The organism is Thermococcus sp. PK (assembly GCF_000430485.1).
Lineage (GTDB): Archaea > Methanobacteriota_B > Thermococci > Thermococcales > Thermococcaceae > Thermococcus_A > Thermococcus_A bergensis.
The window spans coordinates 1-12,487 of sequence record NZ_KE387150.1 but is presented as its reverse complement, the minus strand read 5'-3'; the positions used below and the strand labels follow the sequence as shown (position 1 = coordinate 12,487).

Here is a 12,487-nt window from a genome sequence, read left to right as displayed (position 1 = left end):
GTTAAGAAAACTAAGAACGCTCCAGGTGGTTTTGGTAGTAAGAAGAGAGACAGAGTGTTTTCTGAAGAAGAGTACAGGCATAGGAATCCCCATGAGGGGTTCTGGGGTGCGTTTACAACGTGGTTTGGCAGTAGGATCCCCTGTTTTCTGAAAAAGACTACTGTAACCCGAATCCTGCTTGGGGTAATGTGTTATGGTCTGAAAATCCTCCTCAGAGTCAAATACTGTTTAAATAACAGGGGGTGAAACTAAACACGCCCCTCTTTGGCAAAAGATTTATAAACGGAACTCCACAATTTTGACCGATGCCCATGAGGGGGGAGGGTTTTATCCTTCGCCGTGCATTTTGCCCATGATTCCCTGGGCTATTCTGCTGATCTAGCTTATTCTACAAATTCCAGGAGGTTTTTGGTATGATAAAGGAGCCAGAGATGAGGGAGTATAATCCGCAGGTCTTAGAGGAAAAAATAGAAGCATTCTGGAAAGAAAATGACGTCTACAACAAGGTGAAAAAAGCAAGAGAAAACGGACCGGACTACTATTTTCTTGATGGACCACCATATGTGAGTGGCGCTATACACCTGGGTACTGCATGGAACAAAATAATCAAGGACATGGTGATAAGATTCAGAACCATGCAGGGCTATAACGTCAGAAGGCAGCCCGGATTTGACATGCACGGTCTGCCCATAGAGGTTAAAGTTGAGCAAGCCCTCGGATTGAAATACAAGAAGGACATAGAAGAGAAGGTTGGCGTTGAAAACTTCATAAAGAAGTGTAGGGAGTTCGCTTTAACGAACCTCAAAATCATGACAGAGCAGTTTAAGATGCTTGGAGTTTGGATGGACTGGGATAACCCCTACATGACGATCAAGAATGAGTACATAGAATCAGCTTGGTTTACTTTAAAGAGAGCATGGGAGAAGGGACTTTTAGAGAAGGATCAGAGGGTTCTCCACTGGTGTCCCAGATGTGAGACTGCTTTGGCTGAACACGAAGTCAGGGGAGAATACAAAATAAGGGAAGACCCAAGCATATACGTGAAGTTCCCGATAGAAGGAAAAGAAAATGAGTACCTCCTTATCTGGACAACAACGCCGTGGACTTTACCGGCTAACTTGGCCGTTACAGTTCACCCCGAATATGAATATGCAAAAGTGAGGGTATCCTTCGATGGAAAGGAAGAGTACTGGATAGTAGCGAAGGCATTAGTTGAGAGAGTTCTCCATGAAGCCGGTGTCAAGGGAGAAATCGTGGAAGAATTCAAGGGCGAAGAACTTGAGGGCTTAAGGTATGTGCATCCGTTTCTGGAGGAGTACCCGAGACAGAAGGAGTTTAGAGAGAAATACGAGTGGGCTCACCGCGTAATATTGGGAGAGCATGTGACCCTTGGTGAGGGCACCGGATTAGTTCACACCGCCCCTGGACACGGTGAAGAAGACTTTGAGGTAGGAAAGCAGTACGGTCTGCCAATCTACTCACCTCTCGACGATGAAGGAAGGTACGTCGAAGGAAAGTGGGAAGGCAAGTTCGTTAAAGATGCTGATCCGGAGATAATAGAGTATCTCAAAGAAAAAGGCCTCCTCGTGAAGGCTGGCACAATAGAGCACAAGTATCCACACTGCTGGCGCTGTAAGACTCCGCTGATATTTAGGGCTACAGATCAGTGGTTCCTAAAGATTAGCAAGGTTAAAGACAAAATAATAGAAGAAAACGACAAGAACGTCACCTGGTATCCAGATTGGGTAAAGATAAGGTACGACAACGGAGTCATGAACAGCGGAGACTGGTGCATCTCAAGGCAAAGGTACTGGGGAATACCCCTCCCAATCTGGGTATGTGAAGAATGCGGTAACATCCACGTAGTAGGGTCTTTTGATGAGCTCAAAGAGATGAGCAAGGAGCCAATAGAGAAGGACTTTCACGAAGTAGACCTCCACAAACCGTGGGTTGATACGGTAATCCTCAAGTGCCCCAAGTGTGGAGGAGACATGAAGAGGGTCAAAGACGTCCTCGATGTTTGGTTCGACAGCGGAATAGCGAGCTGGGCTTCTCTTGACTATCCGAGAAGGAAAGACCTCTTCGAAAGGCTTTGGCCAGCAGATTTCATAGTTGAGGGAGAAGACCAGGTTACAAAGTGGTTCTACTCCCAGCAGGCGGCAAGCGTTGTTGCATTTGACACCGTTCCGTACAAGAAGGTTGCAATGCACGGCTACGTTCTGGACGAAAAGGGAGATAAAATGAGCAAGAGCCTTGGTAACATAATAAGGCCGGAGGAAGTTGTCCAGAAGGAAGGAAGAGACCCATTCAGATTCTACATGCTCTGGGCAACAACTCCATGGGAAAACCTGAGGTTCAGCTGGAAGGGGCTTGCGCAGGTTAAGAGAATGCTCAACATCCTCTGGAACGTTTATATCCTGGCTTCGACCTACATGAGCCTGGACAACTTCGACCCCACAAAAGTCAACCCAGAGGAGCTTCCGTTTAGAGAGGAGGACCGGTGGATACTTTCGAGAGTAAACACCCTCATAAGCGCTGTTGAAGATGGAATAGAGACATTCTACCTCACAAGGGCAACGAGAGCAATAGAGTACTTTGTAACAGAAGACCTGAGCAGGTGGTACGTGAGGCTCATAAGAAAGAGGCTCTGGATTGAGAAAGATGACCCTGACAAGCTTGCCGCTTACTGGACGCTGTGGAAGGTATTTGACGTTCTGCTCAGACTAATGGCACCAGTTACACCTTACATCACCGAGGAAATTTACCAGAACCTCATAAGACCGTTCAGCGGAAAGGAGAGCGTTCACCTCGAAGACTGGCCCAAGAAAGACGAGAGATGGGTAGATGAAGAGCTTGAAAAGGAAATGGAGATAGTCAGAAAAATAGTGGAAGCTGGCTCTGCGGCGAGACAGAAGGCAAAGATAAAACTCCGCTATCCTGTGAGGCAGATACTCATAGAGACCGAGGACGAAACAACAAAGAAAGCCGTTGAAAGGCTTAACTACCTCCTCAAAGACCAGCTCAATGCTAAAGAAGTCAAGGTAGCCAAGGTTGAGAGAGAAATAAGAGTAAAGCCCAACTTCGCCAAACTCGGGCCTCACTTCAAGGGAGATGCAAAGTTAATTGCAAAGTGGATTGAGGAGCAGGACGACAGGGAGCTCTATGAAAAGCTTATGCAAGGAAAGCTGAAAGTGGAAATAGAAGGCAAGGAGTTTACAATTGAGAGGGAGCACATTATCGTTGAGGAAGAACTCCCAGACTTCCTCGTTGGAGAAGAATTCGATCACGGCAAGGTCTTTGTTGACAAGACACTCACAAGGGAGCTTATGATGGAAGGACTTGCGAGGGAATTCGTGAGAAGAATACAGGAGATGAGAAAGCAGCTCGACTTAGACGTCAATGACAGAATAATGGTGTACATTGAAACAACTGACGAAAACAAAGGGCTCTTGCAGGAGATGCTTGACTACATAAAGGGAGAAACAAGGGCAGTTGAGGTTAGGTTCGAGGAAGCAAAGGGATACGTTGTCGAGTGGCCGGAAGTTGAGGCAAAGATAGGAATTGAGAAAGTCGAGAGCTGAGCGTTTCTCCTTTTTTCTGATTTCTAATTTTAGCACCTTTTTAACAGATGAGATATCACGGCAGCGGAATCCTCTCGACCTCTATCCTATCCCACGTCGGATACTCCTCGACTATGTAGAACTTTACATCTCCCTCTATAGCATCGGCGAGCTCTTCCGCGACCTCTATGGGCATTTCAATCCTTCCCTTTTCCATGTTTATGTAGAGCCACTCTTCCGGAACTCCCGCTTCCTCTACAAGCAAGGTATAGAGCTCCATTAAGTCATCATACACCGCAATCCCGAACCTTAAGGTTCCCTCTTCAGTGATTTCCATATAGGGTTTGGCAACATTCTTTGCCATCCTCTTGAGTCTGTTTCTCAGCTGAACAGCGTCCTTAAGCTTGGCTGTGCATAGGTGGTAGTTCAGGGAGGTGTTTTCTTCTCCCCATTTAAGTAGTTTCAGCCCCAGTTCGAGGCTTCCCGCTATCGCTGAACTTTCGTTGCTAACGGTTCTAAGTCCTCTTGAGAGGAGTGCATCCAGATTGGTTTCACTGAACTCAAGCTCGTTTATGTTGAGGAACTTTGCTCCGTGGGAATCTAAGAACTCGGCGAACCACTTAATCCTTTCTTCCTGCCCAGGAACGCTCGGCACTTCTCCGCCGACGTCCCAATCAAAATCAAAAGCATTCTTTATGTTCTCAAGCTCTTTCTGGAGAAGCTTTGAGCTGGGATTAAAAATATCCGGATGGAAGCGTATTTCATCCAGACCTGCAGAATAAAGCTTTTCAAGGTTTTCTTTCGTGGCCAGCGCTCCGGTGGTATAGAGGTGAACATGAAACTTTTCACCAAAGTTCTCTTTTAGAGCTTTTATGTACTCTACAGTTCTATCTATTCTTGAAAGCGGATCCCCCCCGGTAACCCCAGCGCCTAAGGCGACTTGAATTTTAGCCTCTTCTATTATATCATCTATGCTTTTTACTGGTCGCTCGTTTGCATAGCTGACGTCTTCTCTTCTCCAAGGGCTGAGGGGGCAGTAGAAACAATCTCTGGGGCAAACCCCAGTCGTAAAGAGTACCAGCTTCGCCCCCTGAACGCACAGCTGGCATCCCTTTGGGAGTTCTCCAACCACATATGAGTAGTATTTGGTTTTTCTCATGGTTCGTCCCTATGATGAATTCTTTAAAACCTTTGCTACGCAACGTCGACCTGCTCGTGCGTTGGCAATCCCTTTTTGTGTTTTAAGAGCAGCTCATAAAAGAATTCCTTCATTTCAGGGCTCATATTATCGTCTAAAAGCAAATCTGCTTTCCCGGTATAGCTCTTCTCGGCCTCTTTGACAAGGGTATGAAGGGCAGGCAAGAGGTGGTTTATCAATGCCCTTACGATTTCTGGATATGCATCTTCGTCAAGTATTTCGTCGCTCTCTAAGCCGATATAAATCACATATCCCTTCATCTGGACTGCCAGCACAAATTCATTGTCCGTGATCTCGATAAAAGAGAAATTATAACCCTTTGAGTTTGTCTTTGCTATCATAACCCCTTTTACAGAGAACGTAACCACTTCATCGTCAACCTCGAAGAGCAAGTCCTTTGCGAGTTCTCTCTGGGCTATTGCGTAGAGGTTTATCATTCTACCACCTCCACAATCTCACCGTTTCCGGGGGGTAGGATTTGCATTAACTCGTCAAGATCCACTTTGTAGCCCCACTTCTCGAAAATTTTAGCTATTTTTTTAGCAAGTTCACTCTTTTTTGTTCTTCCCGGGCGGATGACGATATACTTATCCGCATGAGCCTTAACGGCATCAACGGGCCCGCACATGGGGAGTCTCTCTCCTTCGTACTCTACTACACCGATGGCGAGCTTCACAGGTAGCCCGTGCATCCAGTTCCTCTTTCCATAAACCATGAAGGCTCCTTTGCCCAGGTATTCTCCGCTTGGAGCTTTTTTTGTAACTTGGCTTGGGTCTGCCCAGTAGGCGTCTCCCGAATATATCCCGTCTTTCCATGCCCTTGACATTGAAACTGCGAACTGGCAGGCTTCAAATATCGTTTTCTCACCGGCCTTCTTGCCATCTTTTATTACCACGTGTGGGGCCCCGTAAATATCTGCGTGACAGTAGAGGTCGTTCTCACTCATATGCTTCTTTACGACTATTTCGTTCGTTGTGGCATCTTTTCCTCCTATCACCAAAAAGCCCTCACTGCTTATGAACCACCTGAACTTTTCAAACCACTTTTTCTTACGTTTTTCAAGCTTTTTCACGTTAAGCTCTTTCTTCTCTTCCTCTTCTATGAGCTTCTCTATCTCCTCTATTTTTCTCAGAGTGTCTTCATGGGCTTTTCTGGCCCCTTCAAGTTTATGTTTGGCTTTTTTGGCCTTTTCATAGTATATCTCGGCATTTTCCCCTATGCTCTTGTCGAGATAAAGCCTCACCTTTTTACCTTCCAGTTCTATTGTCACGGCCTTTTCTTTTGGATCTACGCTTTTTATCATCTGGGCAACTTTATTGCCTGATTTTTTACCTTCTTCTATTCTCTTTTTAAACTCCTCCCATCCAAGCTTTTCAACTGCCTTTGAAAGTTCCTTTAGGAGATTTTCCACAAAAGCGAAGTTAGCGTATATTAAGTCACCAATTTCCTGATTTTCCTGCATTTCTTTTTCAAAACCTTTTATCATTTCTTCCTGTTTTCTGAGGGTAACCTCTAGGGATCTCTTCTTGTCTTGAAGCTTCTTGGTTCTCTCAAGCTTCGCGCTCTCGATAAGAATTCTTCCAAAATACTCATCCAAAGCCTCGCTAAAAGTCTCGAAGAATTTTTTCTCATAGCCTTCATACCACTTGAGCTCAATCGGAAGAACATCTATGGGTGTGGAGTCTTTATGCACTATATTCGGATTCTTTGGAGAATTAAAAACTTCTTTCATCCTATCAAAGATAGCTTTGAGTTCATCTTCATTCAACTCGTTGGCTTTCTTGGTTTTCTCTACTCCAGCCCTTAAAAGAATCTCCTCCGCGTATAGCCCTCCCATATTGAGGTTTCTCGCCAGAGCCCTGACTATCTCAACTTCTTGAGATGATATGAGCTCTTTAAACTTCTCCCAGGAAATATCAATGGGATTTTCTCTCGCGGGGGGAAGCTTGTACTCGTGTTTTGGCTTTATCACCCTGTCCTTAAACTCTTCGTACCTTAGGGCGGAGACTATAACGTTGTCTTTATCAACGAGGATGATATTACCTCTTTTAAAGAGCTCGGCTATTAGTGTGTATTCCCCTATCTTGAGCTTTACTATTCTGTCGAAATCGTGCTGTTCTATCTTTTCGAGCCTTGAGCCGCTCAGGTATTTTCTGAGAAGCATTGTGAACGAAGAGGGCTGTTGTGGGGCTTCTTTTATGTAGGTTGTTAGGTGAATCCTCCTTCCCGCTTCAATAATAAGGTCTTTTCTTCCTTCTCCCGCCACGCGGAGTTTTATCCTAATCTGCTCTCCATCGTGATATATCTTGTCAATCAAAGCTCCCTCCAAGGACTTCAGTTCCTCCACTATGTACTTGATGTCGACACTGCTCATTTCCTGCTTCATACTTCCCACCTAGGGAAAGTTGTTCCAAATGCTTTTAAATTATAGCGGTGCTCATACATTCTCAAGTATTTCATCGTTATGAACCATTTTTAAACCATAAAAGGAATTTCCATTCCGAAATCGTTAAATACTCAAAAGTTAATAAAGTTCTACAGAATTGCAGCATAGAGGTGGTATTTTATGGTCAGAGGATATTTTACGTTTGTGTTACACACTCATATCCCCTATGTGAGAAAACATGGCAGATGGCCTTTTGGTGAAGAGTGGGTCTTTGAAGCCATCTCCGAGACGTATCTGCCTCTTCTGATGGAGTTCGAGAGGCTTAAGAGGAAGAGAGTAAAGTTTCAGCTGGTAATTGGTGTTACGCCAATACTGGCCGAGCAGCTTTCGGATGAGCACATAAAGAAGGGATTTGAGGAGTACATGGAAAGAAAGCTCAATGCCATGCGCGAGGACTTGAAGAAATACGAAGATGAAAAGCTCAAGCATGCAATCTCCTATATGCTCGATTACTTTACCAAAGTTTATGAGTACTGGAGGAAAATAAACGGGGACATACTTGGGGTTCTCAAGAAGCTCCAGGATGAAGGCTACGTGGAGATAATAACATCTGGAGCAACTCACGGCTATCTGCCCCTCTTGGAGAGAGATGAAGCAATTGAGGGACAGATTGTCAATGGAATTCTCACCTACGAAAAATATTTTGGAAGGAAGCCAAGAGGAATATGGCTCCCAGAATGTGCTTACAGACCAGAGGGATTATGGCAAAGTCCGAGCAGTGGAGAAATTGTATGGCGAAAGGGGATTGAAAAGTTCTTGGAGAAATATGGGCTGAAGTTTTTCTTTGTTGAGAGCCACTTAATAGACGAGGGTCCCGCGAGCTTTGGTTATGGAAAAATTCTCCCTGCAAAGACCAAGAAGTCCACGCTGAGACCTTATTTCATAAAGGGAACGGACATAGCTGTGTTCGCGAGGAACAGGGAGACTGGGCTTCAGGTCTGGAGTGCCGACATAGGCTATCCTGGGGATTTCTGGTACAGGGAATTCCACAAAAAAGCAGAGAAGAGCGGAGGGCAGTACTGGAGAGTTACGTCCAAAGAAGTTGGCCTTGGAGGAAAAGAACCCTATGTCCCGGAAAAAGCCTTGGAGAGAGTTGAAGAACATGCAAGACACTTTGTAAGCTTAGTTAAGTCTCTCCTGGAAGAATATGAGAGGGAATACGGAGAAAAAGGCATAGTGGTTGCGCCTTACGATACAGAACTCTTTGGCCACTGGTGGTTTGAAGGGGTTAAGTGGCTTGGAAGGGTACTGGAGCTCATGGAAGAAGAGGGCATAGAGAGCACAACGATATCAAGGTTCCTGGAGAACTACCGGGGGGAGAGGTATGAAATAGAACTCCCCGAGGGTTCTTGGGGAATGTATGGGACTCATTACACATGGTGGAATCCAGAAGTGGAGTGGATGTGGGAGCATATACATCTTGCAGAGAGAAGGATGGTTGCTCTTGCAAGCAAATATCTCCATGAAGACGAATTCGGAGATAGAGTTTTGGAGCAGCTTGGAAGGGAACTTTTGCTTATTGAGAGCAGTGATTGGCCCTTCCTCATCACAACGGGTCAGGCGAAGGAATACGGAAAGAAGCGCCTTTTGGAGCATGCAAACTACTTCCACCGTCTGGCAAATGCTCTGGAGGAGTACTTCAAGAGCGGCAAATTTAAAGAAAAAGAGTTCTTGGAAGATATTGAGGAAATTGACAATCCATTTCACCCAATAAACATCGAGGTTTACGTGAGTGAAGAGCCTCCGAATGTTCCTGAGTACATTGAGCCACCCGAAGTTCCGGTAGAGGAAGAGGAGAAAGGGGAAAGCATAAGCGTTGCAAGTGCTCAGAACTTGGAGGAAAGGTGGGAGAGCAGTAAAGCCAAACGTCAGCTTGAACTTGAAGAGATAACAAAGGAAGAAAAAGAATTCGAGAAAAAGCTTCTGGCTATAAAGGGTATAGGCCCAAAGACCGTTGAAAAGCTAAAGAAAGCTGGGATTAGAAGCATTGAAGACCTTAAAAATGCCGATTTAGTGAAACTGGCAAAAGAAACAAGAATTCCAAAGAAGAGACTTGAAAGGGCTTTGAAATACCTGGGTTAGAAAAGTTTATCTTCTTTTCTTTCCTAATTATATTTGGTGGAACTTATGAGAAAAATTGAAGCTGTTGTTAGGGAAGAGGATTTTGATAGAGTTCAAAAGGCTTTGAAGCAAATGGGGATAGTGCCCATGACTGCTTATCCCGTCAAGGGCAGAGGTGTGCAGGGAGGAGTACCACCTTATGAGCTCATGCCCAAGATGAAGATAGAGATAGTCGTTAAGGATGAGGATGTTGAAAAAGTGGTTGATACAATAATCCAGAATGCTAGACGAGGCATACCCGGGGATGGCAAGATATTCATTCTGCCTGTTTATGAAGCGATAAGAATAAGAACTGGAGAAAAAGGAAACGAAGCTCTCTATTGAGAGCTATTTTTTAATTTCTCAAAGGAACGCGTGCCTGTGCTTGTAGAACATGTATATGGCATAGCTCAACAACACCAGCTCGGCAATTCCAAAGAGCACCATTACTCCAGCGACGATTTGGGCAGTAGTTGTAGACACCCCCAATCCTTGAGCGGCTTCTTGAAGTGCGGTGGGGTTGATAAACACATCGATATAAGCCCTCACTGCAAGGGCACCTGTTATCAGTGGAATTGGAATTGCAGCAAAAGCCAGCATAAGGCCAGTGTATCCCCTTTTCCTTAAACTCAGAAGGGACAACAATATTGGGATTAGCAATATCAATGAGGTTATTTTAAATTCCACAGGCAGGAACGCGGTTACAACAAAAAAGCTCACCATCCCCCACACATACGCCTTGTAGGCTCTATTTACATACTTCATAAGCCCGGCAAAATCATAGGGTGCCGCCTTGGAGTATCTAAACATTGCCTCAACGTCTTTCAGGTACTCTTTCTCCCCAAGTCGCTCTATGCTCTTATTGTTTGTGGAGTTTTTCAGCTTAACAGCACGCTTCAAGAAAAAGTTGGCGAGTTCTTCATTATCGATGACAACATCATCAGCAATTTTTCTAAAGTTCTCTTTTGCCTCTCTTATCTTTTTTAAGGCGATCTGTTTCCGCTTTGGTGAGAGGGAAGTTAAACCTTTAATTTTTTCCTCAGTCTCTTCTAAAACCTTTGCAGTTTCTCTAAGAAGCTCTGGGCTTTTCACAAAGAACACCTCCTCTAAATATTATAAAGAAAAGAAAAGGGCTTTAAGATTTTTGCTCTGCCTTGAGCAACTTGCCCACAGCTAAGTACATCCAGATTAATATTACGCCCCATGCAAGGGCCATAAATGCCAGAGCACTTGCCTTCATTTTCACCACCTCAGAGCTTTATTATTACCTCGTTCTTCTCTAGCTCTTCACCGTACTTCTTCTTGATAGCCATGTATGCTTCAATTGCACCGATGATGAGCACTAATATTATCACTGCCCTTGACTCAATGACAATCTTTCTTGCGTATTCAGTTGTGGTGCTTATGAGGGCCTCATTGTTGACGAGGTACTCAAGGTAGTCCTGCGACATGGTTATGGTGCCATTGGTAATATAGTCCCAGGTGTTCTTGCCGAGGAGTATGAGGACGTAGAGTGGCGCTATGTACTTGATTATTGGCATCACCCATTCTGGAACCTTGATGTAGGCACCCTTGTGGAGCTCCTCCCAGAAGTTCTCTGGTTTGAATAACCATACACCAACTATGATATCAAAGAGCCCAAGCACTACGAGGAGGTAGCTGCCAACCCACATGTCGAGATCAGTTAATAGCAAGAGTGTTTTGTCAAGGGCTATTGGTAAACCTATTATGAAGTACAGTGCGAAGATTATTGCGGAACCGACTTTCCTGTCTATCTTGAGGTCCTCCTCGAGAAGGGCAGTTAGGTAGTTGTACATTGCTATGGCCGAAGTAAATCCAGCGAACCACAGCAGGAGGAACCAGAGCGCTCCGAAGAGCTGTCCACCGGGCATGTTCATGAAGACGTTGGGCAGTGCGAAGTAAGCGAGACTGACACTCTGTTTTATTCCCTCTTCACCGAAGTAGGCGAAGGCTATCGGAATGGCTATTGAACCACCGAGAACAACCTCGGCGAACTCGTTGAGTGAAACCGTTGCAAGGCCGGAGAGGGCAACGTCGTCCTCAGGTCCGAGGTAGCTGGCGTAGTTCTGGATGATGCCCATACCGAGCGAGAGTGTGAAGAATATCTGTCCTGCCGCTGCCAAAGCGGCCTCCCAGCTAACGTCGCTGAACCTCGGTTCCCAGAGGTACTCGAATCCCTTTATGGAGCTCCATTCAGGCTTAACCGGAGATCCGAGGGTCAGAGACCTTATGACGAGGAGTATTGCCGCAATGTAGAGTAACGGCATCATGACTTTGACCCAGCGCTCTATACCCTTGCTGACACCCTGGGCTACGGCTATTCCGAGAAGACCCACTGAGATCGCCCAGAACACGAGCACCTGCGGCGTGTTCTTGATGTAATCAACGAAGAACTGATATGTGCTCTCAGCACCCATGTACGCTCCAGTTGCGCTGAAGTAGGTATAAGCTGCAGACCATCCGACGATGTGGAGGTAATAGCCGTTTAGGAGTGATGTAACTGAAAATGCAAGCATACCGCCGATCATTCCGAAGATAACCGCTGTTCTGGGTTTTACGCTTTCCCTGGCCATCAGGTAAAACGTCGGACCTAGAGTACCGTGGCCATACTTGCCTCCGTATCTACCCTCGACCCACTCAATCCACATCACTGGAATTCCGAGGAGGAACAGTGCTACGAAGTATGGTATCATGAAGGCGCCGCCACCGTATTTGGCTGCCTGGTAGGGGAATCTCCAGAAATTGCCGAGACCGATGGCGTTTCCTGCCATAGCTAATATCAAACCAATTTTGGTTGCCCATCTATCTCTTTGCTCCATTCATTTCACCTCGTGTAATATTGTATGAAAAAATATGCCGATGTACTAATATCGGCAAGTGTGTATCTGTTTTTCTTCATTAATAAATTTTTCTCTCAGTTTATTTCGACAAAAGGCGATTTACAACCACCTAAAACCTAGAAATTAGACATTTGTCAAGGGAGCAATACTTAAAACTGGTGTAAGCATGAGTTTTTTGACAACTGTCCAAAATTTCATAAATAATGGGCACTGCTGTAGGTTTAGTTTTAAAAAGGTTTTCAAGGTAATGGGCGTGTTTAGTTTCACCCCCTGTTATTTAAACAGTATTTGACTCTGAGGAGGATTTTCAGACCATAACACA

Annotated in this window: 9 protein-coding genes; 4 read left to right on the top strand and 5 right to left on the bottom strand. The window is 45.2% G+C overall.

From position 1 onward, the window contains the following. Both THEPK_RS13430 and ileS read left to right on the top strand, forming a co-directional pair. Nucleotides 1–246 (top strand): hypothetical protein (locus THEPK_RS13430; protein ID WP_042700844.1); only part of this gene is annotated, 246 nt, incomplete at its 5' end. A 167-nt stretch (nt 247–413) separates the two neighbouring features. Next, on the top strand, nt 414–3,581 hold the full coding sequence (gene ileS / locus THEPK_RS08120) for an isoleucine--tRNA ligase (protein WP_042700841.1): 3,168 nt from the start codon (nt 414–416) through the stop codon (nt 3,579–3,581). A gap of 55 nt (nt 3,582–3,636) precedes the next feature. Here ileS and THEPK_RS08115 read toward each other — a convergent pair whose 3' ends face one another. Genes THEPK_RS08115 through rqcH form a run of 3 tightly spaced genes read right to left on the bottom strand, consistent with a single transcriptional unit; the run spans nt 3,637 to nt 7,144 of the window. Further along, nucleotides 3,637–4,719, bottom strand: a complete 1,083-nt coding sequence (locus THEPK_RS08115) for a radical SAM protein (protein WP_042700838.1) — start codon at nt 4,717–4,719, stop codon at nt 3,637–3,639. Nucleotides 4,720–4,754: 35 nt separating this feature from the next. Further along, the gene (locus THEPK_RS08110; RefSeq protein WP_042700835.1) at nt 4,755–5,195 is read right to left on the bottom strand and encodes a hypothetical protein; all 441 of its coding nucleotides are present in this window, start codon (nt 5,193–5,195) and stop codon (nt 4,755–4,757) included. After that, nucleotides 5,192–7,144, bottom strand: coding sequence for a ribosome rescue protein RqcH (gene rqcH, locus THEPK_RS08105; RefSeq protein WP_042700832.1), 1,953 nt, complete (start codon nt 7,142–7,144; stop codon nt 5,192–5,194). The genes THEPK_RS08110 and rqcH overlap by 4 nt, the downstream gene beginning before the upstream one ends. 180 nt (nt 7,145–7,324) lie before the next feature. Between rqcH and THEPK_RS08100 the strand changes: the two genes are divergently transcribed. Continuing rightward, a complete protein-coding gene (locus THEPK_RS08100) occupies nt 7,325–9,286 on the top strand; it encodes a 1,4-alpha-glucan branching protein (RefSeq protein WP_042700829.1) in 1,962 nt (653 codons plus the stop codon). 45 nt (nt 9,287–9,331) lie between these two features. Further along, nucleotides 9,332–9,649 carry a P-II family nitrogen regulator gene (locus THEPK_RS08095; RefSeq protein WP_042700826.1) on the top strand — a complete coding sequence of 106 codons (318 nt, stop codon included), beginning with the start codon at nt 9,332–9,334 and terminating at the stop codon, nt 9,647–9,649. A gap of 18 nt (nt 9,650–9,667) precedes the next feature. Here THEPK_RS08095 and THEPK_RS08090 read toward each other — a convergent pair whose 3' ends face one another. Both THEPK_RS08090 and THEPK_RS08085 read right to left on the bottom strand, forming a co-directional pair. Then, nucleotides 9,668–10,396, bottom strand: coding sequence for a hypothetical protein (locus THEPK_RS08090; RefSeq protein WP_042700823.1), 729 nt, complete (start codon nt 10,394–10,396; stop codon nt 9,668–9,670). 158 nt (nt 10,397–10,554) lie between these two features. Beyond that, nucleotides 10,555–12,144 carry a sodium-dependent transporter gene (locus tag THEPK_RS08085; RefSeq protein ID WP_042700821.1) on the bottom strand — a complete coding sequence of 530 codons (1,590 nt, stop codon included), beginning with the start codon at nt 12,142–12,144 and terminating at the stop codon, nt 10,555–10,557. Nucleotides 12,145–12,487 lie beyond the last annotated feature (343 nt).

What these genes read in the sequence shown, in the direction of transcription:
- ileS (WP_042700841.1), top strand. Translation starts at nt 414, where the DNA reads ATGATAAAGGAGCCAGAGATGAGGGAGTATAATCCGCAGGTCTTAGAG.
- THEPK_RS08115 (WP_042700838.1), bottom strand. Translation starts at nt 4,719, where the DNA reads ATGAGAAAAACCAAATACTACTCATATGTGGTTGGAGAACTCCCAAAG.
- THEPK_RS08110 (WP_042700835.1), bottom strand. Translation starts at nt 5,195, where the DNA reads ATGATAAACCTCTACGCAATAGCCCAGAGAGAACTCGCAAAGGACTTG.
- rqcH (WP_042700832.1), bottom strand. Translation starts at nt 7,144, where the DNA reads ATGAAGCAGGAAATGAGCAGTGTCGACATCAAGTACATAGTGGAGGAA.
- THEPK_RS08100 (WP_042700829.1), top strand. Translation starts at nt 7,325, where the DNA reads ATGGTCAGAGGATATTTTACGTTTGTGTTACACACTCATATCCCCTAT.
- THEPK_RS08095 (WP_042700826.1), top strand. Translation starts at nt 9,332, where the DNA reads ATGAGAAAAATTGAAGCTGTTGTTAGGGAAGAGGATTTTGATAGAGTT.
- THEPK_RS08085 (WP_042700821.1), bottom strand. Translation starts at nt 12,144, where the DNA reads ATGGAGCAAAGAGATAGATGGGCAACCAAAATTGGTTTGATATTAGCT.